This is a genomic window from Paraglaciecola aestuariivivens, assembly GCF_052983255.1.
In genome coordinates this window covers 94,285-119,338 of sequence record NZ_JBRKBA010000005.1, presented here as the reverse complement: position 1 = coordinate 119,338, position 25,054 = coordinate 94,285, and the positions used below count along the sequence as shown (strand labels likewise).

The following is a 25,054-nucleotide window of genomic DNA, read 5'->3' as shown; positions in this document are numbered from 1 at the left end:
TTAATACAAAGTTAGCGATTTGCGGCATTCTCCTTTATTTCTTCTAATATGCATTAGTTGTTAGCTAAAGGTGCGATAAAACTGTACAATCCGCGCCCATAAAATTTTAGTAAAATCTAGCCAGCTAAAATTGTAAGTATCTTAACTGGCCCTAACAGAGAAAAAACAATGAGTTCATCCACTACCTCAATAGAAAACTTGAGGAACATAGCCATTATTGCCCACGTTGACCATGGTAAAACCACACTAGTCGACAAGTTACTACAACAGTCTGGTACCTTAGAAAGTCGCGGTGAAGCTGAAGAGCGCGTGATGGACTCAAACGACATTGAAAAAGAACGTGGCATTACCATACTGGCTAAAAATACTGCAATTAAATGGAATGATTACCGCATTAACATAGTTGACACCCCTGGACACGCCGACTTTGGTGGTGAAGTGGAACGTGTTATGTCTATGGCCGATTCTGTATTGCTATTAGTGGATGCCCAAGAAGGGCCGATGCCACAAACTCGCTTTGTAACCCAAAAAGCTTTTGCTCAAGGTTTAAAGCCAATAGTTGTTATTAATAAAATAGACAAGCCAGGTGCTCGTCCTGATTGGGTAATGGATCAGGTTTTTGATTTGTTCGACAACTTAGGTGCAACAGACGACCAGTTAGACTTTGAAGTAGTTTATGCTTCGGCCTTAAATGGTTGGGCAACTAACGATGTTGATACCCCAAGTGAAGACATGACCCCTTTATTTGAAACTATAGTTAAACACGTTAAGCCACCTGCAGCCGACATCAACGGCAGCTTTCAAATGCAAATATCGCAACTTGACTACAACTCTTATGTTGGGGTTATTGGAATAGGCCGTATTACTCGTGGCTCTGTTAAACCTAACCAACAAGTTACTATTGTTGGCGCCGACGGTAAAACACGCAACGGTAAAGTCGGTCAAGTACAAGGTTACTTAGGCTTACAACGTCACGAAGTAGACTCTGCAGACGCTGGCGATATCATTGCTATTACTGGTTTAGGCGAGCTTAAAATTTCAGATACTATCTGCGATCCTAATGCGGTTGAAGCACTACCTGCCCTTTCGGTAGATGAGCCTACAGTAACCATGACTTTCCAAGTCAACAACTCTCCATTTGCAGGTAAAGAAGGTAAATACGTGACCTCACGTAACATCCTAGAGCGTTTACAAAATGAGCTTGTACATAACGTTGCATTAAAAGTTGAAGAAATGCCTGATCCAGACAAATTCCGTGTATCTGGTCGTGGTGAATTACACTTAGGTATTTTAATTGAAAACATGCGTCGTGAAGGTTACGAATTAGCCGTATCTCGTCCAGAAGTAATTTTGCGCGAAGTTGATGGCGAAATTCACGAACCTTTTGAAACCGTTACTATAGATGTAGAAGAAGAACATCAAGGCTCTATTATGGAGCAATTGGGCACACGTAAAGGTGAGCTGACTGATATGTCTCCAGACGGTAAAGGCCGAGTGCGTATGGACTTTGTTATTCCTAGCCGTGGTTTAATTGGATTCCAAACTGACTTTATGACTATGACCTCTGGCTCAGGCTTGATGTACCACACTTTTGATCACTACGCTAAACACAAAGGTGGCGAAATTGGTCAACGTAAAAATGGGGTATTAATTGCCAACGCAACAGGTAAAGCTCTAACCAATGCTTTGTTTAACCTACAAGAGCGTGGCCGTTTATTTATTGGTCATGGTGTAGAAGTATACGAAGGCATGGTAATTGGTATTCATAGCCGTGAAAATGACCTAACCGTTAACGCGCTAAAAGGTAAACAATTAACTAACGTACGTGCTTCTGGTACAGACGAAGCGCAAAACCTAGTGCCACCTATTAAAATGTCGCTAGAGCAAGCGTTAGAGTTTATCGACAACGATGAGCTAGTTGAAGTGACACCAGTCAACATTCGTATACGTAAAAAGTTATTAACTGAAAACTTACGTAAACAAGCGAGTCGAGCACCTAAGTCTTAATTCAACTTTAGGTTTTCAACCAATAAAAAAAATCGGCTTAGGCCGATTTTTTTTATTTGATTTTAGGCTGCGATAAGTTAATTGCTTGGTTTAGGTTTATCTTTAGCAAACAACAACATAAATACCCCTAACATAATGGCCATGTCTGCAACATTAAAAATGCCGGTTCGCAGCGAGCCTATACCTAAATTTAAAAAGTCGATTACCGCACCGTTATTCACCGCGCGATCATAAAAGTTACTGATCCCACCTGAAAAAATTAAACTTAATGAAAACAATCCATAGTCACTGGTAGTAGAAGTACGCAAAATATAAATGGCTAAAACCAGCAAAATTAAACCAACGGCACAAACAAAAATCCAAAACTTAGCGGTGTCAGACATGCCACTGCCAAGGCCTAAAAAAGCGCCAGTATTTTCTGCGTAACCAATACGCAAAATGTCATACCAATAACTGGTCATCTCAAATTTAGGCAAATAATTAGCCGCATACCATTTACTGCCTTGATCTAAGCCTACACTAACTAAACACACTAAAAACAGCATCTGTAAGCGATTCATTAATTTCATGTTTTTTAAACGACCTTATTGTTTAGGTTAAACGAGAAAAAGCTAAAGCGGGATTATTCCACGAACCTCTGTACTGAGTCTATCTAGTCTTACTTGTAGCTAGTTTTCTTTACTAAAACAGTCACTACAGCTTAGGTTTATGCGTGTAGAATATTACGACTAGAGACACCAATAAATGATGGTGATTTATTGTTAAGAAAGTGAGTTACAGCAAAGAATGAGGAAGTGAGTTTGCAAATTCATATGCTGGATAACACAAAGCACGTTAGGGCGAGGAGATGTGATTGGATTAAATCAGAGTCAAAGTTTACTCTGACCCCATTCATTCTTTTTTTCAAATACGTTTTTAAATTGGACAGTTTCTTTTCTAAATCCTTTTCACTGAATAGAAAACAACCTACTCCCGGTTTATATTGGGCGAGCATGTCAGTTGTTTCTTCAACGTAATCATCTTTAGGAAAGCACTTAAGAAGTTCTGACTCGATTTGATTGGCCAGTCTGAGGCTTTGATCTTTTCCACTCAAAAAGAATTCAATATCACTTATAATTTTGTTTTTCATCATATTAGTGCTTTATAACAGAACGTACTCTAGCTAAAGCTTATAGAGACACCCACAGTAACGAAAACAGCCAACAACAATGAACTCATTTAGTTACCGAATGAATTTCGCTACCCATTAACATGGGTGTCTTTGTAATTCCGTTGGTGTCTTTGTAATTAATGAAGTTTTTTGATCAGAAATGTATAGTTGTCGATTAGTTAGGAATTGATTTGATATTGGAAAGGAATAAATAAAAATGAGTCTTATAGAGTATTTCGATAAAAAATTATCGATGTATACGTTAAATAATATAAAGGAAAGTTGTAAAAGTGTTGAGTGGTTGTCGTATCACATACCTAAGACAGCAGGTTCATCTTTTAGGAAGTCCCTGTGTGAAGCATACGGAAGTGGGGCGGTTTATGGTGTTTATGTTGGTACAAATGCCAAAGAGTTCAGCAAAGGTGAGCTAGCTTGGATTCCAAGTAAAACAAAACTTTTACATGGGCATTTTTACCCGCACAAAAATCATAGTAACCTTTTTCAAAATGCCAAAAAAATTATTTGGTTAAGGGATCCCATTAGGCGAGCTTGGTCTCTTTTAAATCACACTTTAGACGTCAATAACAACCAAATAGTAAAGGATTACTTGACTAAAAAATTTTTGAATCATGACAACATATCGCGCGAGGAAATGTTTCTTGCAGTTTTGGCTGATAACAATAGTGAAAGGTTCTTTACAAAATATCATAAAAGCCTAACAAACTTTCCAAAATCTTTTTTTGATTTTGTTGGTAAGACAGAAGATTACGAAAATGGGATTGATATTTTATCGGGACTAATGGGTAAGGAACTCAAAAACTTTAACGTAAACTTTAGCGTTAACAAATCCTCTCCTCCAACTATTCCTTCAAGTTTACTTAGTTATTTTGACAAAGAATACAAAATCTATGACGATCTGACATCTGGTTAATTATTTAACCTTTGATTTAATTGTAAATAATAAAAAACAAAGCTTACTCAGCTTATAGGGCAAGCTTACTCCGACACCCACACTAAAAAATAGCAAAGAAACAACCATCAACTAAGCTTTAATAATCAAACAACCAAGGATGGTCTGTCATGCCTAAGCCCCGTAAAAGCCAAATTAGTTTAATTGATACCCCTTATTACCATTGTGTTTCTCGCTGTGTGCGTCGCTCATTTTTGTGTGGTGAAGATAAACTCAGCGGTCAAAACTATGCCCATCGTCGCACTTGGGTGGAGAATCGTTTATTGTTCTTAGCGTCTGTATTTGCTATTGATATTTGTGCCTTTGCGGTCATGAGCAACCACACGCACGTAGTACTGTGTGTGGATAAAGATTTAGCTGAAAGCTGGTCGAAAGAAGAGGTCATTCAACACTGGCACCGACTTTACCAAGGCACACTATTAAGTCAAAAATTTGAAAGAGGCGACACACTCAGTAAAAGTGAAACGATGAGTCTAGAAGAAACTGTGACTATATACCGTCAGCGCCTGTATGACATCAGTTGGTTCATGCGTAACTTGAATGAGTACATTGCCCGCGAGGCCAATAAAGAAGATAACTGCACTGGCAGGTTCTGGGAAGGACGTTTCAAGTCTCAAGCCTTGTTAGATGAAAGTGCCGTATTAGCGTGCATGGCGTATGTTGACCTAAACCCAATTCGCGCAAAAATGGAGAAATCTCCCGAAACCTCAAAGCACACCAGTATTCAGCAACGTATTCACGCCCTCATCAAAGGCGAACAACCAACAAACCTCATGCGTTTTGTGGGTAATCATAGGCCCCACATGCCCAAAGGTATTGCCTACAACCTAATTGATTACTGTGAATTAGTTGACCGTACTGGCAGGTGTATTCAAAAAGGTCAAGCAGGCTATATTGAGCAACAGCAAAGCCCAATTCTTGAACGATTAGGCATCAATGCTGAACAATGGCTAACCCTCACAACTGAATTTGAACAACACTTCCATACCGCTGTAGGTTGTGAGCATATGTTGCAACAATTCAAACAACACACTAACCACCAAAGAATACGAGGGATGGCAAAGGCTAAAGCGTTATTACAAGCCTGAATTGTTAACCATATCTAATCGTCAAGTACGTCAATCACTCTAAAAGCCTCCCCGCGCCTGCATTTCAAGAAATAGTTTAATTGAAAGGTGATTTTTGCAGCTAAAAGGCTAAATAGTTCACTTTAATATAAAAATTCAGTGAGCTGATAAGAATCTGTACCTTCATCAACTAACTAAGGCATAGTGATTTTCTCTTTTTTAAGAGTGACTGTCTTTGTATCCTCTTACTGTCTTTGTATCCTCTTTAAGAGTGACTGTCTTTGTATCCTAGTTGAAAGGCGATTATTGCAGCTAAAAGGCTAAATAGGTCACTTTCTATAAAAATTCAGTGAGCTGATAAGGAGCTGTGCCTTCATCAACTAACTAATACATAGTGTTTTTCTCTTTTTTAAGAGTGACTGTCTTTGTATCTTTTCCGAGCAAGACCCCCTCTCTCAAAGCGTTAACTTGAAGCGAACTACAATTGCTAACTTTCCAACATCCACTGTGTTCACCGAATCCGCTGAGTGCCAACCGAAATTGCCTGAAAGCTTTCTATAAAAGCTTATAGAGACACCCACAGTAACGAAGACAGCCAACAACAATCAACTCATTGAATTACTGAATGAATTTCGCTACCCATTACCATGGGTGTCTTTGTAATTTTTGACCATGGGTGTCTTTGTAATTTTTGTTAGACGTCAATAACAACCAAATAGTAAAGGATTACTTGACTAAAAAATTTTTGAATCATGACAACATATCGCGCGAGGAAATGTTTCTTGCAGTTTTGGCTGATAACAATAGTGAAAGATTCTTTACAAAATATCATAGAAGCCTAACAAACTTCCCAAAATCTTTTTTTGATTTTGTTGGTAAGACAGAAGATTACGAAAGTGGGATTGATATTTTATCGGGACTAATGGGTAAGGAACTCAAAAACTTTAACGTAAACGTTAGCGTTAACAAATCCTCTCCTCCAACTATTCCTTCAAGTTTACTTAGTTATTTTGACAAAGAATACAAAATCTATGACAATCTGACATCGGGTTAATTATTTAACCCTTGATTTTATAACGGCTCGAAGCTTATAGAGACACCCACAGTAACGAAAACAGCCAACAACAATCAACTCATTGAATTACTTAATGAATTTCGCTTTTTTAATTTTTTCTTTTGAGACTGTAACAACTTCTATAGTTTGATTGTTAGTGTCAACAAATTCCACTTCATAATCTTCCTTGTCATAACACATGACTACTACTCCAATTGTCCCTATAGAAACTAATGAGGATATTTCCACTACAGATTCTACAGTGTCAAACTCTTTAAATATCATTTTTTCGGGTATCCTGTAACCAATCTCATATGACCGTCGTTATTTTTAATCCAACCAAACGTTACATTAACATTACGTCCGTTTGCTCCTTTAATGTTAATTACCTGCTCAAATTTCTGACCATGTTGGGTTAGACCTTTCTTAACAGCGGTACTTGAGTTGAACTTAATTTGCTTAGCAAGACCAGCTTTGTTCGCTTGTGTAAACCCTAACGCTTTGTCAAAAAATTTAGCTTTGTCACCACCCACAGGGTGACTTTTGTTCAACAAGTAGCCTGTCAATTTTTTATCTACGCTTCCTCTAGTAACTTGAAGTGCTTTGCCTACTTTATATAGTTTGGCAGCTCCCGCAATTGCCCCACCTACAGGGATAAAATTGCTAGCAGCAGTAGCTGCTTCAACTCGATCACTTTGAGTTTGAGCAAACTGTTCTCTTGATATTTGACCAGAGCCTGCTCTTCTAACATCAATATCTTCAGATTGCGCTAGCTTGCTTTCACGCTCATCAGGATCGACATACTTGTAAGGGTTATTGTTAGCATACGCATACCGATTAAAGTTATGAACATTGTTAAACCCAACAGGATCATTCGAATAAAACCGCCCAATCACTGGATCATAGTATCGTGCCTGCATATAAATTAACTAAACAAAAATCATGTATTTTCCCCCTTTAGGCAAAGCTAAAGCGTTACAATTGGTTTTGGAACAAATAACTGGAGGCAAGATTATGACCACTGAATTTAGCTGTTGGCGATGTGCGACTAAACTAAAACAGGTGATTTTACCTATGTCTAGGCGCGAAGAATGCCATCAATGTAGTACTGACCAACATGTTTGCAAGATGTGCCAGTTTTTTATTAAAGGGCGATGTGACGAAGAAAGAGCCGAGCATATTAGTGATACCGAGCGCGCCAATTTTTGTGACTATTTTAAACCTAGTACTAAAAGTCAAGAAAACAGTCACTTAGACAAATCGGCCGCTGCAAAAGCTGAACTAGCGGCCTTGTTTGGCGATGAAGTTCCGCAAGCCGAACCAGACAATCAAGACTTAACCGCGGCCGAATTGGCAGAAAAGAAACTAAAAGAGATGTTAAATAACTCTTTTTAATAGAAGAGCGTAACAATGTGCCTAATTTACCGAATTTTTAGTGAGATTAGCTGGGCTTTAACCTTTAACACTGCACATTGTTCCGCCCACTTCGCTTACCTTTATATAAAGCGTTGTCGGCACGTTTAAAAATAATTTCAAAGGTTTCATCATGTTTTAACTCTGCCACCCCAGCGGTAATAGTGACAGCAACCTCATCGGCTATGGCATTAGATAATTCTCTGGAAATAGCGATGCGGATTTTTTCTGCAATGGCTAGTGCCCCTTCTAAATCAGTAGCAGGCAACAAGACTAAGAACTCTTCTCCACCCCATCTTGCTAATTTATCTTGCTCTCTAATTAGCTCCATGACTAAAGTGGCGCTGGCCATTAAAATGGCGTCTCCGCTATCGTGACCATAGGTATCGTTGATATCTTTAAAGTTATCAAAATCAAACAAAATAATGCTGCAAGGCTCTTTTGAACGCCTTAATCTTTCGTAGGCAGATTGTAAATATTGTTGTAATCCATGACGGTTGAGAGCGTGGGTTAAATTATCAATTTCGGCTAAGGCTTGCAGCTCGCGATTGGCTTGTTCTAATTCACGGGTACGTAATTCAACTTTATTTTCTAGTTCGGTGCCTAACTGCAATAACTCGATATTTCGTTGCTGTAATTGCCCAGACAAGGTTTCGTTGCGAGTGAGTACTTGGTTAAACCTATTGTTGATTACATAACTTTGGCACACAATAAAACCTACTATGCCTAAGCTAAAAAAGCGCCCCGTGTTAATCACGTCTGCTACGTACAACATATCGTTAATAGCAAATGCGCTAATAATGACACTACCTAACATCATCATTTTGGCAGCAGGTAATCGACGTTTATTGGCCACAATTAAACAGCCGATCAAGTACACAATACACACAAAACAAAACAGCTGATAACTAATTAAAGAATGGCCAATGTAATCAGTTGGGCTGAACAAAACAAACAAGGAAAATGCCGCCGCAATGATATAACAGACCCGGGTGATCTTGGCGTTAAAAACCTGTGGAAAGCATAATTGCATAAAATACAACAAAACAGGTAAACCCACATAAAAGGTTAAATAGTTTATTTTAGTGCCAGCAGCAAAGCCAATCCCCATAAATTGTAAAATAAACAACATATGTTCGTTGGTAAATTCTCTAAAAAACAACAATATACACAGGGTTGCAAACACTAAAGGCAGGTGTTCAGAGGGTCTAAATTGAAACTGAATTAAATAATATGCCGCGGTTATCGCTAACACCCCTAGAATAAACATACTTAAAGCCACTAAATCTCTTTGGGTAGCAAACATATCATTGGCATTACCTATAGTAATAGGCGACCAAATACCTCCCCAAGTACTATGAAAACTAGACACTTGTATAGTGATGGTCACTGAGTCTAAGTTTTTAGGTATTAACACCAATTTAGGATGATAGCCCGCTTGGGCTTGGGCTTTACTTTTAGCCACAATGCCACCTTTGGCCACCAGTTCATCATTCAGAAAAAACGTGTAAGCGGTTTCAATCTTAGGAATGTGAATTGCCAGAGCATGACCCTCTTTGGGTAGCTTGACTTCAATATGATAAGTACCAAAGCCATTTACTTGCCCTGCCCCTTGATTTTTTAATTGCCAACCACTTTGCGCAGTCATCAATACGCCTTGATTTTTATGGGCTGGGATCTGATTGGGAGTTAATAGCTGTTCTTCAAAAAACCACCACTTCCCCGTTAACGCGACTTTTCTATCGGCGACAAAATCTTCTTCAGATAATATAACTACCCCATTGTCTGAGGTTTTATTTAGGTGGGTGATGGCTTTACCAAAATGCAGTGCAATAGGAGCAAACACCCCCATAGAGCCAACAAATAACACTATGGCAATTATTCTAGGTAAAAACCTTCGCCAACTTTGATTTAGTGCCTGCATTAAGTACTAGGTTATCCTTATTCTTTTGTAAAACAACAAAGGTTTTAGAGCAGATAATAGTCAGTTTACCATAAGCCTAAGTGAAATAACCTAGTCACTTTGCTGATTTTTTCATCTACTTAATTACCATAATAGGAGTGCGGCCTTACCAAGTGTTTGCTTACGCAATGATTGTAAACTTGGGTTAAACCTTAGCAAACAATTCGATTAACACTTGTCTAAACCAACTTAAGGCAACATCTTCTTGGGTGTGCTTATGCCAGTACAAATGGGTTTCTAATTTTCCTAGCTTTACCGGTAAAGCCAGTTGTTTGAGTGAACTGTGATTTTTAGCCGAGCTCAATTCTTTGGCTAATTGCTTAGGTACAGTTAAGAGTAAGTCCGAATTTTCTAAGATGCTTTTAGCGGCATAATAATTTTGACATCGCAATACAATTTTCCGCGCTAGGCCCTGTTGCTGAAAGAGTAAATCTTCGGCCGATGCGCCGCTAGGTCGATTCGAAACGCCTATGTGTTCAGCCGCAAAGTAAGCCTGCTCGGTTAGACTGTGCCCTAAAGGATGATCTTGGCGCATCAACACACAAAATTTATCCGCCAGCAATCTTTGATGAAACACGGGTGGTTTAATTGGCATAGCAACATCTAGCGCCATGTCTATATGCCCCGCGGCTAAATCACGGGTTAGACTTTCTCGCTCTACTTTAACACTAGATAAAGTGGTATTAGGTGCGAGTATTGCCAGCTTATTTGCCAACTTAGGAATAACTGAAGGCTCAAGTGCATAGTGAATACCTAATCGAAAATGATGTTGACTTTGCAGGGGCAAGAATTCCCCCCAATGTTGCAAAACCTGTCGTAGTCGGCCCAGAGTATCAATAATTAATGGCGCCATTCTCTGGCATGCAGGTGTAGGCAACATTTTATGATTAGAGCGTTGAAATAACGGATCACCTAAGTGTTGCCTTAATCTTTTTAACGCGTGGCTAACCGCAGATGGCGTAATATGCAGCGCTTCAGCGGTGCGCGACATATTTTGTTCTTGATAGATACTTTCAAATACTTTTAATAAATTCAGATCTAATTGATGAATATTGCTAAAGTCAGACACCCTCACCTCCATGAATTACATTCATAGAAACCATATAGTATCTTTCATTTCATTCAACAACTAAAAACCCCTATGCTAACTGTCATTCACTTTTACAAAAAAGAGCCAAAGCATGCATTTTTCTCACAGCAGCAAAACCCAAGACTATTTAACCCGCTTACGTGACTTTATGGACACCTATATTTATCCAGTAGAAGCGCAAATTTACCGTGAAACCCATGAGCTTAATCCAGGAGGAGACTGGCAAAACTGGCAAGCTCACCCTCTCATTGAGCCACTTAAGAATAAAGCCAAAGAAGCCGGCTTATGGAATTTGTTTTTACCAGACAGTCAATTGGCCGAGGGCTTAAGTACCTTAGAATATGCACCTTTAGCAGAACAAATGGGGCGCGTTTTATTTGCTTCTGAAATCTTCAATTGTAATGCACCAGACACAGGCAACATGGAAGTGCTGTACCATTTTGGCAATCAACAACAACAAGATAAATGGCTAAAACCCTTATTGGCGGGAGAGATACGTTCGGTTTTTGGTATGACAGAGCCAGACGTGGCCTCATCTGATGCCACCAATATGCAAGCCACTATTTCCCTTGATGGTGATGATTTGGTACTTAATGGTAAAAAATGGTGGACCACTGGTTTAGGTCATCCGCAAGCAAAAATTGCTATTTTTATGGGACTGTCTAATCCCGAAAACCCAAAGCATAGTCAGCACAGCATGGTAATAGTTCCCTTAGATACTCCAGGCATAGAAATTAAGCGCATGTTGCAAGCTTTTGGTGATTATGACGCGCCTTTTGGCCATGGAGAAATGCACTTTAATCATGTTCGGGTTCCAAAGGAAAATCTGTTAGTTGGCATGGGACAAGGCTTTGCTATTGCCCAAGGACGTTTAGGGCCTGGCCGCATTCATCATTGTATGCGTTCTATAGGGGCAGCCGAAAAAGCCTTAGAGCTAGCGATGCAAAGAGGGCTGTCGCGTACGGCTTTTGGTCAGCCGCTTATTCAACTAGGTGGCAATAGAGAACGGGTAGCAGACGCTAGAATTGCCATTGAACAAGCGCGACTTTTAACCTTACAGGCCGCGTGGAAAATCGATAACCTAGGGGTTAAAAACGCCATGGTAGATATATCTGCCATTAAAGTGGTGGTCCCTAAGATGTTAGAAAGTGTAGTAGATATGGCAATTCAACTGCACGGCGGTGCCGGCATGTGCAATGATTTCCCATTAGCCCGTTTTGCGGCTGGCGCAAGGGCATTACGTTTAGCTGATGGACCTGATGAAGTACATAAAGCCATGGTGGCGCGTTTAGAATTAAAGAAGTACCAAAAATAAGTTAAGCGACTTAGTTAACAACAAGAGACAATTATGATCCGAGAAAATATTTTAATCACCGGTGCAAGCTCGGGCTTAGGTAAAGGTATGGCAGTCGAATTTGCTCAGATGGGCAGAAACCTTGCTTTGTGCGCTCGCAGGTTAGATATGCTAACTGAGCTAAAACAGCATTTATTAACAATTAACCCAAAGATAAAAGTAGAGATCAGAGCATTAGATGTAAATGATCACGAACAAGTATTTGAAGTGTTTCAAGCCTTTGCTGAAGATTTTGGGCGATTAGATAGGGTCATTGTCAATGCCGGCATGGGTAAAGGTGCCTCACTAGGAACCGGCTATTTTCATGCTAACAAACAAACTGCTGTCACAAACTTTGTCTCGGCCTTAGCCCAATGTGAAGCCGCCATGGAGATTTTCCGCAAACAAAATGCAGGACATTTAGTAAGCATTTCTTCGGTTAGTGCAGTTCGCGGTGCGCGTCGTGCTATGACAGTTTATGCGGCCACTAAGGCTGGGTTAAGCTCCCTCACCGAAGGAATACGAATTGATGTGCGCCACACCCCAATAAAAGTCACCACTATTCACCCGGGTTTTATTCGTACAGAAATTAACGCCAAAGTTAAAGCTGTGCCTTTTATTGTTGATCTTGAAACAGGCTGCAAAGCTATAGTCAAAGATATAGAAAAAGAAGTGGCGAATAGTTTTGTTCCTACTTGGCCCTGGGCACTATTTAGGTATATAGCGCGTATTGCACCACTTAGCCTATTAGCTAAAATGAGTTAGCCTTAAATGAACTTGCCCATGCTGCCATATAAATTAACCGCATGGGCATAACGTTAAAGTCGTTTCATAGCGCAGATTTTATTGCCTGCTGGATCACGTAAATAGGCTAAATAAAGGCGTAGTCCTGCTCCCTCACGTATGCCTGGCGGATCTTCACAAGCTACCCCACCATTGGCTAAACCGGCTTTGTGCCATGCTTCGCCCTGCTCTATATTCTCAATGGAAAAACCTAAGGTACTGCCATTTCCATGAGTTGCCGGCTCACCATTAATAGGAATACTCAAACCAAATACGCCAGTTTTAGTAAAGTAAAAGCAGCGCCCCTTAGGGTCAATTTTGCCTTCGGCATAACCTAATTCACCTAATATGGCATCGTAGAATTTTTTTGATACTTGTATGTCATTGGCACCTAACATAACGTGGCTAAACATCTATATCTCCTAAATATTGTTAGCTGTGGGAATTGAGAGTGTAGTGATATTGCCGGCTAATTCGAGTTTATTTTAATGATGAGTGTGCCTAAGTTTTGTGAAGCCAAGCTATTGAAATATTACGCAATATAGACCAAGCTAAGTTTGCCTAATATGTTTAACCCAATGTTAGTCTCTCTAGGCAGAGGCAATGATCTTTAAATTGCATGTAAAAGTAGCAGATTGAAGTACTAATTAGTTAAAACCTTTGAGCGAATCAAACCAGTGAATACATAAATGATAAAGTTGTGTACCAATATAAAACAAAATAGCGTTTTTTTATTTTGTTTGTTTTCTGTTTCATTTTTAGCTTTAGGTGAGCCCAATAAAACCTTGAGCATATACCATGATGCCGACTATTCGTTAAACCTACCTTCTTCGCAAGCCATGAAAATTGGATTGTTAACCGCCTTAGCTGAAATCAATTATCAAATTCAAGGTTACCAATTAAAGATTGTAGAAAAAAATCACAGAGGCAATTTAAAACGCAGCTTTATAAACCTACAAAGATTTTTAGAGGACAATAATGCGCTCTTTGTGTTATCCGGCTTACATTCACCACCTTACATAAAATATCGCCAATTTATTAATGAAAATCGTATTCCGCTATTAGTGCCATGGGCGGCGGGAGGTCCTATTACCCGATACCCAAGTGCAGAAAACTATGTGTTTAGATTGTCTATTGATGACACCAAAGCGGGCCGGCGAATAAGTGAATACGCGCTAAATACCCTGCAATGTAAAAATCCACATTTGTTGCTAGAAGATACGGCTTGGGGCAAATCCAATCAACAAACTATGACGGCTTATTTAACTGGCAAAGTGCCATTTGAGGTCAGTTTTTTCGATTGGAACATAAAACAAAATACTGCGCGCATGCTCACCAGAAATATCATAACCAATGGGCACGATTGTGTGTTTTTGGTCGCTAATCTAAGTGAAACTGAACAATTTATTAACGCTATGGTTGATATGAAGCCCGAGAAACGCATTCCAATTGTTAGCCACTGGGGCGCAACTGGCGGGGATATAAATACAGTTTTTACCAATGAAGTCAAACAAGCCATTTCATTTCACTTTATACAAAGTTGTTTTTCATTTACATCATCTAATCTATCTAAGTTTCAAACAGAGGTGTTAAAGCGAGCACAAGCTTTGTTTCCAGAACAATTTTCTGCGCCAGGCGGCTTACAAGCGCCAGCTGGCTTTATTCACGCCTATGATTTAGGACGCTTAGCCATTGCCGCTTTACAACAAACTAAATTAAGCGGAGACATCAAACAAGACCGAGTATTATTTAAACAAGCATTAGAGGCTTTACACCAGCCAGTATCAGGACTGATCAAAACCTATCAGACTCCATTTTCTACTTGGAACCCAGAGCAACCCGATGCACATGAAGCCTTAGGCCTAGACAACTTCTGTATGGCAACCTTTGGCCAACACAATCAAATTAATATTCTTGCTAATAAGCCTTTATGACTTTTTTGCAAAAGTTTAAATTGAATAAAGCATGGGTAACCTATTTAACCTTAGCAGTTGGGTTCTTTTTAGCCTTGTTGTTAAATGTGAATTTTGTGTCAGATCGTGCAGTCACATCCCTAACCCAGTTGCAAGAAAGTCATACCAAATTGCAGGTTCAATCGACCTTTAACAATCTGCAACAATTTATCGAAAATCGCGCTAAATTACTGGAAGAACTGGCTGAATCGCCAATGGTGACCTCTAGTGTTATGGGCGTTGAAATGGTTGCGGCCAATTTACATGACATGTTAGACGAAAGAAAAATTTTAGGTACAAAAGAAGACATTTATGTCAGTGACTTTACCGGCGAACTTATTTATCCAAATCCAGCAGGCCCAAATCTACACTCAAGCATAGTTGAGCAGATCATAGAACATGAATCGCCTTTTGTGCTGATGATCAAAAACAGGCATAACCGACATTATTTTAGCTTGTCTATGCCAGTTACTTACAATGGGCATGCAGAAGGCATCATTACTTTTGATATTGTCAGCCAATCTATCGAAACTCTATTAGCCGACTTAACCCAAAACAATAACTATGCTGTGAGTTTTTATCAAAGAGGCAAGTTATTATTTCAAACAGCTAGCCTAGATAACTTTACCCAAGTGTCAGAGTTTGACGTTGCCAATACCCCTATTCAAGTACACTTCTATATTTCTAAAGCTAGGATCCTTGCAGAAAAAGAAAACTATATTTGGCAAATTGGCAGCACCTTAACCGCTACCACATTATTTGCATTTTTATTGTTAGCCTTCTTAATTCGTTCGCTTTTAATCAATCCCTTAGAAAAACTGGCCATATCAGAAAGTCGAATTAAACAAAGTGAAGAAAGATACCAACTAGCCATAGAAGGCAGTCATGACGGAATTTGGGATTGGAATATTACAAGCGAAGATCTTTATTTGTCTCCCAGGTTATTAAAAATGGTGGACCATAAGATAGACACGCGGATCAAGTTAACCAAACAAGACAACTTATTTTTGAACTTAGTCCATCCTGAAGATCGCCCTAAATTAAAACAAGGGATTCTGGCGCATTTTAAGCAAAATGCTTCCTTTGATTGCGAACTAAGAATTAGCGTCAATCAAGATTATCGTTTTTTTAGATTGCGCGGCATTGCCCTTAGAAACGCTCAAGGTAAAGCCATTCGAATGTCTGGTTCCTTATCTGATATCACCGAGCTAAAAGAACAAAGTCTGGCTTTAGAAAATGCCCTAGAAGAAGCCAAAAATGCCAACCTTGCCAAAAGTCAGTTTTTAGCCAATATGAGTCATGAAATTCGTACTCCAATGAATGGCGTGTTAGGGGCATTACAGGTATTAAAACGCGAAGATTTATCAGAATCACTAAAAACTATGGTTGAGGTGGGGATTAACTCTTCAAAAAGCTTGTTGCATATCATCAATGATATTTTAGACCTCTCAAAAATTGAATCTAAGAACATAAGCCTTGAGTCAATACCTACCAATATACTCGAGTTATTTGAATCTATTATTAATGAATTAAGCCTAAGCGCAGAACAAAAAAACATTAAACTCAGTTTTATCCCAGCAAAAGATCTTCACCCCTATTGGTTAATTGATCCTGTTAGGATCAGGCAAATTATTGTTAATTTAGTATCTAATGCCATTAAATTTACTAAACAAGGAGAAGTCACCCTTAGTGTCGAACAACAACAGCAAGATTTACTTATACAGGTGAAAGATACAGGTATTGGCATTCCTGAAGAACAAATAGAAAAACTTTTTAACCGCTTCGAACAAGCAGATATAACTACCACTCGTCACTTTGGGGGCACAGGTTTAGGCTTGTCTATTGCTAAACAGTTAGCCAACCTTATGGGCGGAGATATTTCGGTCAATAGCAAGGTTAACTACGGCTCAACTTTTAACTTATTATTACCCCTAAAAAAAGCTAAAGACAATACTCATGCGATTAAGCTTGAAGCAGAATCTGCAAACGTTTCGGCGCCCAATTTACAAGGCTACAATCTGTTATTAGCTGAAGATAATGAGATAAATCAAATAGTATTTAATTCTTTAGTTAGCCCTACTCAAGCCACAATACATATTGCCAATGACGGCATAGAAGCCATAGAAATAGTTGGAAAGCAATTACCTGATATTATTTTTATGGACATTCAAATGCCTAATATGGACGGGATGCAAGCTTGTGAAATTATAAAAAGCTTACACCCTGACCTGCCAATAGTCGCTTTAACTGCCAACGTTATGTCGCAAGATATTGATAAATATCAACAAATTGGCTTTGATCATTGTTTAGGTAAACCCGTTAATGTGGCAGATGTTTTTCATGTATTGAATCAATTTACACAGTCAAAGCCTTTGTGATTAACCTAGATTTGATCCACAAAATCATATTGATCAAGTGCACTTTCCAAGGCCGCCATACCTGCTGGTAAATCTAATTTTTGCCCTAACAAATTAAAACTGGCGCCAAAAGCATGCAAGGTTCTAAACAAATTATGCGCTCGGCATTGTTCGCCCATTTGCCCTATACGCACAATATTGGCACCAAAAGAGCCAGATATTTCAACCTTGTAACGTTTAGACATAGTGCTTAAAAGTTGTTGCGCAGCTATACCCTCTGGCACTTTAATGCCAACCACAGAATTTAATCTGGCTTGTGGTTTTACATATAGTTCCAGGCCCATGGCTTCTATCCCAGCTTGCAAGGCTTGCGAGCTGCGTAAGTGACGATCAAAGCGACACTTTAAGGTTTCGCTACAGACTAAGCGTAAAGCTTCATGTATGGCTAAAATCCCGGATACGGGCGCGGTGTAATGATAAGACTTTTTGTACCAAAACTGATCGGCCAACTTGGCATCTAGGCACCAATGTCTTAACTGGTCTTTGCGACCTTGAATATGCTGCCAAGCTTTCGCAGAAAAACCGATCAAAGATACCCCTGGTATACAAGATAAGCCTTTTTGTCCGCCGGTAATCACTGCATCTATGCCCCATAAGTCCATATCAAACTCCATGGTACTTAGGGTGCAAACCGCATCTACTATCACCAAGCAATGATGTTCTTGGGCGACCGCAGCAATAGCGGCTAAGTCTTTATTACACACAGTGTTAGAGGTTTCCCCCTGTACTATGGTTAGCACTCGCGGCTGATGCTGCACTATATATTGTTTTACAATTTCAGGATCGGCACTTTGCCCATCTTCAACTACTACACGTACTACCTCGGCCTCAACCCGCTCGGCCATTTCTGCCAAACGGTTACTAAAAAAGCCATTACAAATACTTAATACTTTTGCGCCTGGTTCAACTAAGTTTGCCACCGCCATTTCCATTGCTGCCGAGCCCGGCCCTGCTACACCAAGAATATGTCCAGTTTCAGTTTGAAACACATAGCGCGACATTAATTTCACTTGCTCAATTATTTGCGCCATAGTTTCGCCAAGGTGATTGATGACTATACCGTTGGCTGCTGCAACTTTAGCCGGAATAGGCACAGGCCCTGCCCCCATCATTAATAGAGGTTCTTCGGGCAAGATACTATCCAAAGACAAAATACCTGTAGGCGACTTGATCCGCACTTAACTTTCCTTAATCTAAACAAATAAAGCGAATTTTTGAGTATACGTATATTGCGCAATAGGTCAGCAAATATTCATTATTTTCATCATACACAGTCTTTATAGGCTAAATGGATTCATTCTAAGCAGACTAATTTAGGGCGGTTAGTTGGTCATCGATTATTTTTTAAAATTATGTCAATCTAGCGGCTGTCAGCATAAAAAATATGTAAAAGGAAACCCAATGAATAATAAGTTGATAGGCATAGTTTTGATTGTAATTGGCGTAGCACTAGCAGTATGGGGCTACAATGTCTTTGATTCTGCCGGCGCGCAGATAAGCCGCGCGTTAAGTGGTGATACCCCAATAGAAGCCTGGCTAGGCATGGTGGGAGGGGTAATTTGTGTGGCATTTGGCCTAATGCGCATAAAGTAAAGTTTCTAAATCAGGCGATTCAGCTTTAAACCGCCTTAATTGCCTGACCTTTTTATTCTTATTCTGTTACAAAAGCCTTTGTGCTGCTGCCACTTCTAGGCTATTCGCCTAATACTAAATATGTCATTATTTTAGGTTAATTTATTCAACTACCTTTAAGCTCGCTTATGAAAAGCTATTTTACCAAATCCCTGCTAGTTATTTTATGTAGCCCCTTGCTGCAACTGGTTAATGCCCAAGCCAATACTCAAGACCCAAACTTTAGTGTGAATTATCAAAAATTCACTTTAGACAATGGTTTAGAGGTGGTTTTTCACTTAGATCATTCTGATCCTGTGGTAGCGGTAAACTTAACTGCCCACGTAGGCTCAGCACGTGAAGTTTCAGGCCGCACCGGATTTGCACATTTATTTGAACATTTATTATTTTTAGAGTCAGAAAATTTAGGCAAAGGCGGGCTAGATAAAATGTCGGCGCGTATTGGCGGATCGGGAGCAAATGGCTCGACGTCACGCGATAGAACCAATTATCTACAAACTGTGCCTAAAGATGCGTTAGAAAAAATGTTATGGGCCGAAGCCGATAAATTAGGCTGGTTTATTAACACTGTAACAGAAGCAGTGTTAGAAAAAGAAAAACAGGTAGTTAAAAACGAAAAGCGTCAAAGTAGCGACAACGCTCCTTATGGACATAACTTTCAAGTCATAGATCAAAACCTGTACCCTGAAGATCATCCCTACCACTGGCAAGTGATTGGCTCCTTAGCAGATTTACAAGCTGCCACTTTGCAAGATGTAAAATCATTTTTCAGCCGTTGGTATGTGCCAAATAACGTCACCCTCACCTTAGCCGGAGACTTTGATCCTGTTCAGGCTAAAAAGTGGGTAGAAAAGTATTTTGCCGAAATTAAACCTGGCCAAGCTATTACTCCGCTAAAAAAACAACAAGTAAAACTTAGCCAAACTAAAAAGCGCTATCACCAAGACAACTTTGCCAAACTTGCCCAATTAACCCGGGTCTACCCCACTGTTGAGCAATATCACAAAGATGAATATGCCCTTAACGTGTTATTTGAATACTTAGCAGAAGGCAAATCTTCGCCTTTGTATCAGGTGTTAGTTGAAGAACTAAAACTGGTTCCCAATGTGTCTATGTACCATCAAACCAGTGAACTTGCTGGGCAAGTTTACTTTTTTGCTCGCGCTTACCCTGGGGTAGATTTAGATCAGGTCAATCAAGGCATAGATCAGGCTTTTGCTAGATTTGAAAAAAACGGCATATCTGAACAAGATTTAGCGCGTATTTTAGCCACCCAAGAAACCCAATTTTATAATCGACTTTCTAGTGTAATAGGCAAAGGTGCCCAACTGGCTTATTACAACATCTATAAAGGCGACCCAGGCTATGCAACTCAAGAAATTAACGCCTTACTTAGTGTTACTACAGAAGATGTTAAACGTGTGTATAACCAATACATAAAGAATCAACACCAAGTGATAACTAGCTTTGTACCTAAAGGGCAAATTGAGCTAGCTGTTGAAGGTTCAACTAAAGCTAAGGTCACAGAAGAACAAGTAGTGCAAGGTGCGGAGCAACAAGTTAACCCTAATGTTAACGCTAGTTATAACAAAACCCCTTCTACCTTTGACCGTTCACAAGAGCCGCCTTATGGCAAACAAGCAGAGGTTAAGTTACCGCACATTTGGCAAGCTCAGTTAAACCAGATGCAAATTTTAGGTATTGAAAATAATGAAGTGCCTTTGGTTAATGTGGACATAGTGATAGATGGCGGGCAACTGTTAGAGCCTGTTAATAAAGCAGGGCTAGCCAATATGCTGGCGCAAATGTTAACTAGCGGCACCCAAGATAAAACAGCGGTAGAACTTGAAAACGCCATCAAACAATTAGGCGCAAGCATAGAGATTGAAGCCAGCCCAGAAGATCTGCGTATTCAAATTAACGCTTTGGTAAAAAATTACCCTCAAGTAATGCAATTAGTCACAGAAATGCTGTTACAACCTAGGTGGGACAAACAAGAATTTGCTACCATAAAACAACAAACACTGGCACAAATTCGCCAACAACAAGCTTCTCCCAGACAGATTGCCAGTCAACAATTTAAGCAACTTCTGTATGGCGAAAAACATATAAAAGCGCAAAATATTTTAGGTACTCTGAGCTCTGTACAAAACATAGAGCTGGCAGATTTACAGCACTTTTATGCGCAAAACCTTTCACCATCACTTAGCCGTATTCATATTGTTGGGGCCTTAGATAAAGCCTCTGCTTTAGCTCAGCTTGCTAAGTTAAAAACCGAATGGAAAGCCACTCAAGTTAAGCTACCTACCTTGCCTAGCTACAACATGGCAAAACCGGCCACTGTCTACTTTTACGATGTACCTGGTGCCAAACAAAGTGTGCTAACTATTGGTTACCCTGCCCTAGCAGCTACCGCACCAGATTTTTACCCTGCTAGCATAATGAACTACATACTAGGAGGAGGCGGCTTTGCGTCTCAACTTACCCAAAGTTTACGCGAAGGCAAAGGTTATACCTATGGTATTTTTTCTGGCTTTTCAGGAAGTCACAGCCCGGGGCCATTTCAAATTTTTACTCAGGTACGCTCCAATGTGACCTTAGAATCAGCCGAACTAATTAAACAAATAGTTGAAAAATATCCGAGTAATTATACCCAACAAGATCTGGCAACTAGCCAAAGTTATTTAATTAAAAGCAACGCTAGGGCCTTTGAAACCGCCAATGCCAAACTTGGATTGTTAGACAATATCAGCAAGTACAATTGGCCACATGATTACGTTAAAAGCCGTGAACAAATTGTAAAAAACATCACAGTTAAACAGGTTAAACAATTGGCTACACAATATTTAGATGTTAACCAGATGATTTGGCTAGTAGTGGGGGATGCACAGTCACAACTGCCGCGAATGCGGGCTTTAGGCTTTAAGCAACCACCTGTTTTACTCAACCCCACCAGCGACTAATCATTTAAAGTTTTAACGGCAAAAAAAAGAGGCGGTAAATACCGCCTCTTGTTGTTTAAACTCTTTTATAGACCTAAGCATCTACATATTAAATAGTTGAACCTCACCGGCTTTGCCGCCATAGATTTGACCATTAAAGTTAAATGAACTTACATCTTGAATGTAATATACAAAATGCGGCAAGTCACCACTGCCAAAAGTTTTGTCTTCGAACTTTTTGCCATAAGAACAAGCTGAAGAATTGCCAAAGGAGTTCCAACCTTCAGTTAAAGTTGCACTTGGATTAGTTTGCCCCGTTACAGGCTCAGCATTGGCTAATAAATCATTCCACAAATTCACGCAAAATTGTGCCCCACTGCCGCTGCCAGTTGGGTATCCTGTAGTGGTGTCTATATTCACAGTTCCACCTACCACCTGAATAGGAGTAGTTTGACGGATTCTGTACACAGAATTAACTAATTTCACCGCACTTTTAAAAGCCGCTGCTGTGGCTTTACTAACAGAAATATGCGCATCACTAGTTAAATCAATAAATTTGGGAGCGGCAGTTACTGATAACACCCCTAACAAAACTATCACTATAATAAGTTCAATTAGGGTAAAGCCCGATTGCCTTTTAATAGGCGAGCGCCTAGATAGATTATTCACCAACATAATTTATACCAACTTCAACATGGACTTTTACTATATAAAAACTTTATTGCGCAAAAAATAGTACTTTAGATTCAAAGGTATTTACTTTAATACGCAAGCAAACTTCAAACTAAGCTGCCAATTTATGCCATAAAGTTTATATATTTCAATATCTTATTTGTAACATTTAAACAATTATATTGATTTAATCACTGCTATTAGCTGGTCTATATCTGCTTTATCGTTATAAATATGAGGTGAGACACGTATTCCATATTTACGTGCATCGACTGCTATATGGGCTTTTTTTAGTGCAGCAAGAACCTCATCTTGTTGCTGACCAAATTGCAATATAGCGGTTCCACTACAACGCTCTGCTGAGCTAGGTGAAACACAATTCTCAGCAAAGGCTGAGTGTAACAACGCCAATAGTTGTAAATTATGTGTTCGCACTGCTTCTGTAGGTAGTTGGTTAAAATAAGCCAGGCTATGGGCGGCTAAAACATAAGGCGCAATAGAAGGGGTGCCACCCCAAAATTTAAGAGCCGTTTGGTGAAAACGGAAATTGTGAATATCAAACTCAAAGGGATTTTCATGGGAAAACCAGCCCACATCCTTTGGTGCACAAGCGGCTAACTGTTTGGGATGAACCCATAAATAAGCAGCACCAGGGCCAGAGCACAGCCACTTAACCGCCGAACCTAGCATAAAGTCTGGGGCAACCAAGCTGAGATCTAAGGGCAAAATTCCTGCTGATTGGGCAACATCTACTAGGCTCAATACTCCTAGTTTTTGGCAAGCTTGCACTATTTGATGCACAGGCGCTTGCTGGCCAGTATTTGAATACACTTGGCTAATAAAAACTAAATCAATTTGTTCAGTGATGAATTGCTTCCACACTTGTATGTCTGTCATATCATATTCAGACGGAATAAAGTGTATTTGTGCATGTGGCAAAGCTTGTTGCACAGCAAAGCCCATGCTCGGAAAGTCTTGTTCGCTCATTAATATTTGGCAAGCAGACTGCTGAAACCTAGTATGTGCTTGCAATAATTTGCACAACCCACTGGATAAATTGCTTTGTGGACAAAAATACTGCCCTTGATGATTAAATAATTTAGCCAGTTGTTGTTGAAAAACTTCGATATGGCTTAACCAGTCTTGCCAAGGTTCGGTATTACCTTGCTGCCATGGTGAAAAATAATGGCTTAAAAAATGCGATTCGGCACTTTTTAGTGGACGCCCCACAGAATGATTTAATAAATAACTACCTTGTGCAGGTAAACTAAAATCCCCTTTAAATGGGTTAACAGCAGCTATTGAATTCATTTTAGGCTCGCTTTTAAACGCTGAATATCCTCAAAGCGGGTTAATATGTCTTGGCGAGGATTAGCCATGCGTTTATCTTTCAGTTTTTCTAATCCACTTAATAAGGCAGATAAGGGTGGACCACTGGCTGTGACTGTATTTAAATGAACTTGCGATAAGGCATTAGAGGGTTGAGTTATATATTTATTAACCAATTGTTCATGATGCTGATCAGCGGTTTCTCCATGTAATTCACAGGCTTTCAAAAATTCAGTTAGATTGGTTTGGTACCATTCTTGGTCGCTTTGATCTTGCGCCGCTAAAAACTTATTCATTAAGCTTTCACGGCGCATGCAATCACGTAACAGAGTTTGATCTTCTGGCATCATGTACAAAAATTTATCCACCAACAATTGTGAATAGTCAGGATCATTGGCCACACATAAGCCCAACTGCATATCTATCACATTAATGCCAGCAAAGTCCCCAGCATTAGCGCCACGAAAGACTTGAGAGCCCACTCGATAAGGCTTGTAATAAGGACGCACACAGTAAAAAAAGCGCTCTGCGTCTAAGCGTTCAAATAAGATCGCATTTGAATCAATGACTTGCTGTAAGGCTTGTTGGCAAGCCACCAACAAATCAACACACATTGGATGTGAAATGCCTAAAGGCTGAATTTTTAATAAAGCATCAGCAGCGCGTTTATAGGCTAAAATGCCACGGGTATTGTAATCAACAAATAACTTTTCATCAGCCAAGCTGGTAAAACGTTTATACACGCCATTGTGCGCACTATTATGAGTGGTTAGGTGGGCAGTCGCAAAACGCGGGGTAACCCCAATAGATGCACCAATGTGCATAGCTAAGGCCGACGCCTCAACCAAAGGAGAATGGGTTTCTCGGGTAGGCTCGGTAATTTCATGACGACGACAAGCCGCCATAAATAACCCCACATTGCCTAACAGATCAAAGGCATTATCAAAGCCTTGATCGGTATTTCCTTCGGCTAATAATTCACTAATAAGCGCACGCCCTTGAGATTCAAGCTCAGTTTTGATCTCATCACCCACGCCAGCCACATTGGCCTTATCTTCTTGTTGAAAATATAAGCTCTCTAACTCATCGTTAAGTTGCACAAATTGCTTGCGGATCCAATTATCAAAGGCTTGGGTTTTAGGCGTCAGCTGTTTCATCTTTATCCAATTTTTAAAGGTCATCACCACAAGCACTACCACAGGCTTGCGGGTAAACAATAATGGTGCCTAGCTAGACTTTATTAATCAAGTTTAGGCCTTTAAAAATAGCATTATCTTGGC

Annotated in this window: 21 protein-coding genes; 11 read left to right on the top strand and 10 right to left on the bottom strand. The window is 39.7% G+C overall.

What is annotated here, in order from left to right:
• Positions 1-168: 168 nt before the first annotated feature.
• Complete coding sequence (gene typA / locus ACVCDT_RS09200; RefSeq protein ID WP_447132474.1) at positions 169-2,007, top strand: translational GTPase TypA; 1,839 nt, start codon at positions 169-171, stop codon at positions 2,005-2,007.
• A 77-nt stretch (positions 2,008-2,084) separates the two neighbouring features.
• Here the strand turns inward: typA and lspA are convergent, their stop codons facing one another.
• On the bottom strand, positions 2,085-2,576 hold the full coding sequence (gene lspA / locus ACVCDT_RS09195; protein WP_447132473.1) for a signal peptidase II: 492 nt from the start codon (positions 2,574-2,576) through the stop codon (positions 2,085-2,087).
• Positions 2,577-3,374: 798 nt separating this feature from the next.
• Here lspA and ACVCDT_RS09190 point away from each other — a divergent pair.
• The 3 genes from ACVCDT_RS09190 to ACVCDT_RS09180 all read left to right on the top strand — a co-directional run bounded on the left by ACVCDT_RS09190 (position 3,375) and on the right by ACVCDT_RS09180 (position 6,248).
• Positions 3,375-4,088, top strand: a complete 714-nt coding sequence (locus ACVCDT_RS09190) for a sulfotransferase family 2 domain-containing protein (protein WP_447132472.1) — start codon at positions 3,375-3,377, stop codon at positions 4,086-4,088.
• Between the two features lie 149 nt (positions 4,089-4,237).
• On the top strand, positions 4,238-5,215 hold the full coding sequence (locus ACVCDT_RS09185) for a transposase (protein WP_447132471.1): 978 nt from the start codon (positions 4,238-4,240) through the stop codon (positions 5,213-5,215).
• A 709-nt stretch (positions 5,216-5,924) separates the two neighbouring features.
• A complete protein-coding gene (locus ACVCDT_RS09180) occupies positions 5,925-6,248 on the top strand; it encodes a hypothetical protein (RefSeq protein ID WP_447132470.1) in 324 nt (107 codons plus the stop codon).
• A gap of 87 nt (positions 6,249-6,335) precedes the next feature.
• Here ACVCDT_RS09180 and ACVCDT_RS09175 read toward each other — a convergent pair whose 3' ends face one another.
• On the bottom strand, positions 6,336-6,533 hold the full coding sequence (locus ACVCDT_RS09175; protein WP_447132469.1) for a DUF4926 domain-containing protein: 198 nt from the start codon (positions 6,531-6,533) through the stop codon (positions 6,336-6,338).
• The gene (locus ACVCDT_RS09170) at positions 6,530-7,168 is read right to left on the bottom strand and encodes an RHS repeat-associated core domain-containing protein (RefSeq protein ID WP_447132468.1); all 639 of its coding nucleotides are present in this window, start codon (positions 7,166-7,168) and stop codon (positions 6,530-6,532) included. The genes ACVCDT_RS09175 and ACVCDT_RS09170 overlap by 4 nt, the downstream gene beginning before the upstream one ends.
• Positions 7,169-7,262: 94 nt before the next feature.
• Between ACVCDT_RS09170 and ACVCDT_RS09165 the strand changes: the two genes are divergently transcribed.
• Positions 7,263-7,643 (top strand): hypothetical protein, encoded by a 381-nt coding sequence (locus ACVCDT_RS09165; protein WP_447132467.1) that lies wholly within the window; start codon positions 7,263-7,265, stop codon positions 7,641-7,643.
• A 64-nt stretch (positions 7,644-7,707) separates the two neighbouring features.
• On the opposite strand, the gene ACVCDT_RS09160 is transcribed toward ACVCDT_RS09165, so the two are convergent.
• Entirely contained in the window at positions 7,708-9,585 is a 1,878-nt protein-coding gene (locus tag ACVCDT_RS09160) for a sensor domain-containing diguanylate cyclase (RefSeq protein ID WP_447132466.1), read from the bottom strand.
• 184 nt (positions 9,586-9,769) lie between these two features.
• The gene (locus tag ACVCDT_RS09155; RefSeq protein WP_447132465.1) at positions 9,770-10,693 is read right to left on the bottom strand and encodes a LysR family transcriptional regulator; all 924 of its coding nucleotides are present in this window, start codon (positions 10,691-10,693) and stop codon (positions 9,770-9,772) included.
• Between the two features lie 112 nt (positions 10,694-10,805).
• Here ACVCDT_RS09155 and ACVCDT_RS09150 point away from each other — a divergent pair, with 112 nt between their 5' ends.
• A complete protein-coding gene (locus tag ACVCDT_RS09150; RefSeq protein ID WP_447132464.1) occupies positions 10,806-12,029 on the top strand; it encodes an acyl-CoA dehydrogenase family protein in 1,224 nt (407 codons plus the stop codon).
• A gap of 33 nt (positions 12,030-12,062) precedes the next feature.
• A complete protein-coding gene (locus ACVCDT_RS09145; RefSeq protein WP_447132463.1) occupies positions 12,063-12,812 on the top strand; it encodes an SDR family oxidoreductase in 750 nt (249 codons plus the stop codon).
• A 53-nt stretch (positions 12,813-12,865) separates the two neighbouring features.
• On the opposite strand, the gene ACVCDT_RS09140 is transcribed toward ACVCDT_RS09145, so the two are convergent.
• Positions 12,866-13,243, bottom strand: coding sequence for a VOC family protein (locus ACVCDT_RS09140; protein WP_447132462.1), 378 nt, complete (start codon positions 13,241-13,243; stop codon positions 12,866-12,868).
• A 372-nt stretch (positions 13,244-13,615) separates the two neighbouring features.
• Here ACVCDT_RS09140 and ACVCDT_RS09135 point away from each other — a divergent pair, with 372 nt between their 5' ends.
• Together ACVCDT_RS09135 and ACVCDT_RS09130 are read left to right on the top strand one after the other, a co-directional pair.
• Complete coding sequence (locus ACVCDT_RS09135; protein WP_447132461.1) at positions 13,616-14,764, top strand: ABC transporter substrate-binding protein; 1,149 nt, start codon at positions 13,616-13,618, stop codon at positions 14,762-14,764.
• The gene (locus tag ACVCDT_RS09130; protein WP_447132460.1) at positions 14,761-17,160 is read left to right on the top strand and encodes an ATP-binding protein; all 2,400 of its coding nucleotides are present in this window, start codon (positions 14,761-14,763) and stop codon (positions 17,158-17,160) included. Before ACVCDT_RS09135 ends, ACVCDT_RS09130 begins: the two co-directional genes overlap by 4 nt.
• A 5-nt stretch (positions 17,161-17,165) precedes the next feature.
• On the opposite strand, the gene ACVCDT_RS09125 is transcribed toward ACVCDT_RS09130, so the two are convergent.
• On the bottom strand, positions 17,166-18,377 hold the full coding sequence (locus tag ACVCDT_RS09125; RefSeq protein ID WP_447132459.1) for a pyridoxal-phosphate-dependent aminotransferase family protein: 1,212 nt from the start codon (positions 18,375-18,377) through the stop codon (positions 17,166-17,168).
• Positions 18,378-18,600: 223 nt separating this feature from the next.
• Here ACVCDT_RS09125 and ACVCDT_RS09120 point away from each other — a divergent pair, with 223 nt between their 5' ends.
• Positions 18,601-18,792: a DUF3185 family protein gene (locus tag ACVCDT_RS09120; RefSeq protein ID WP_447132458.1), complete on the top strand. Its 192-nt coding sequence runs from the start codon at positions 18,601-18,603 to the stop codon at positions 18,790-18,792.
• A 167-nt stretch (positions 18,793-18,959) separates the two neighbouring features.
• A complete protein-coding gene (locus ACVCDT_RS09115; RefSeq protein ID WP_447132457.1) occupies positions 18,960-21,794 on the top strand; it encodes a M16 family metallopeptidase in 2,835 nt (944 codons plus the stop codon).
• Between the two features lie 81 nt (positions 21,795-21,875).
• Here the strand turns inward: ACVCDT_RS09115 and ACVCDT_RS09110 are convergent, their stop codons facing one another.
• The 3 genes from ACVCDT_RS09110 to ACVCDT_RS09100 all read right to left on the bottom strand — a co-directional run bounded on the left by ACVCDT_RS09110 (position 21,876) and on the right by ACVCDT_RS09100 (position 24,931).
• Complete coding sequence (locus tag ACVCDT_RS09110; protein WP_447132456.1) at positions 21,876-22,448, bottom strand: type II secretion system protein; 573 nt, start codon at positions 22,446-22,448, stop codon at positions 21,876-21,878.
• Positions 22,449-22,622: 174 nt separating this feature from the next.
• Complete coding sequence (locus ACVCDT_RS09105; protein WP_447132455.1) at positions 22,623-23,756, bottom strand: aminotransferase class V-fold PLP-dependent enzyme; 1,134 nt, start codon at positions 23,754-23,756, stop codon at positions 22,623-22,625.
• The gene (locus ACVCDT_RS09100) at positions 23,753-24,931 is read right to left on the bottom strand and encodes a PrnB family protein (protein ID WP_447132668.1); all 1,179 of its coding nucleotides are present in this window, start codon (positions 24,929-24,931) and stop codon (positions 23,753-23,755) included. Before ACVCDT_RS09100 ends, ACVCDT_RS09105 begins: the two co-directional genes overlap by 4 nt.
• Between the last annotated feature and the right edge of the window lie 123 nt (positions 24,932-25,054).

Coding starts and splice junctions, on each gene's coding strand:
- ACVCDT_RS09105 (WP_447132455.1), bottom strand. CDS start 23,756: ATGAATTCAATAGCTGCTGTTAACCCATTTAAAGGGGATTTTAGTTTA.
- ACVCDT_RS09160 (WP_447132466.1), bottom strand. CDS start 9,585: ATGCAGGCACTAAATCAAAGTTGGCGAAGGTTTTTACCTAGAATAATT.
- ACVCDT_RS09190 (WP_447132472.1), top strand. CDS start 3,375: ATGAGTCTTATAGAGTATTTCGATAAAAAATTATCGATGTATACGTTA.
- ACVCDT_RS09165 (WP_447132467.1), top strand. CDS start 7,263: ATGACCACTGAATTTAGCTGTTGGCGATGTGCGACTAAACTAAAACAG.
- typA (WP_447132474.1), top strand. CDS start 169: ATGAGTTCATCCACTACCTCAATAGAAAACTTGAGGAACATAGCCATT.
- ACVCDT_RS09110 (WP_447132456.1), bottom strand. CDS start 22,448: ATGTTGGTGAATAATCTATCTAGGCGCTCGCCTATTAAAAGGCAATCG.
- ACVCDT_RS09175 (WP_447132469.1), bottom strand. CDS start 6,533: ATGATATTTAAAGAGTTTGACACTGTAGAATCTGTAGTGGAAATATCC.
- lspA (WP_447132473.1), bottom strand. CDS start 2,576: ATGAAATTAATGAATCGCTTACAGATGCTGTTTTTAGTGTGTTTAGTT.
- ACVCDT_RS09140 (WP_447132462.1), bottom strand. CDS start 13,243: ATGTTTAGCCACGTTATGTTAGGTGCCAATGACATACAAGTATCAAAA.
- ACVCDT_RS09150 (WP_447132464.1), top strand. CDS start 10,806: ATGCATTTTTCTCACAGCAGCAAAACCCAAGACTATTTAACCCGCTTA.
- ACVCDT_RS09145 (WP_447132463.1), top strand. CDS start 12,063: ATGATCCGAGAAAATATTTTAATCACCGGTGCAAGCTCGGGCTTAGGT.
- ACVCDT_RS09170 (WP_447132468.1), bottom strand. CDS start 7,168: ATGCAGGCACGATACTATGATCCAGTGATTGGGCGGTTTTATTCGAAT.
- ACVCDT_RS09100 (WP_447132668.1), bottom strand. CDS start 24,931: ATGAAACAGCTGACGCCTAAAACCCAAGCCTTTGATAATTGGATCCGC.
- ACVCDT_RS09120 (WP_447132458.1), top strand. CDS start 18,601: ATGAATAATAAGTTGATAGGCATAGTTTTGATTGTAATTGGCGTAGCA.
- ACVCDT_RS09185 (WP_447132471.1), top strand. CDS start 4,238: ATGCCTAAGCCCCGTAAAAGCCAAATTAGTTTAATTGATACCCCTTAT.
- ACVCDT_RS09115 (WP_447132457.1), top strand. CDS start 18,960: ATGAAAAGCTATTTTACCAAATCCCTGCTAGTTATTTTATGTAGCCCC.
- ACVCDT_RS09130 (WP_447132460.1), top strand. CDS start 14,761: ATGACTTTTTTGCAAAAGTTTAAATTGAATAAAGCATGGGTAACCTAT.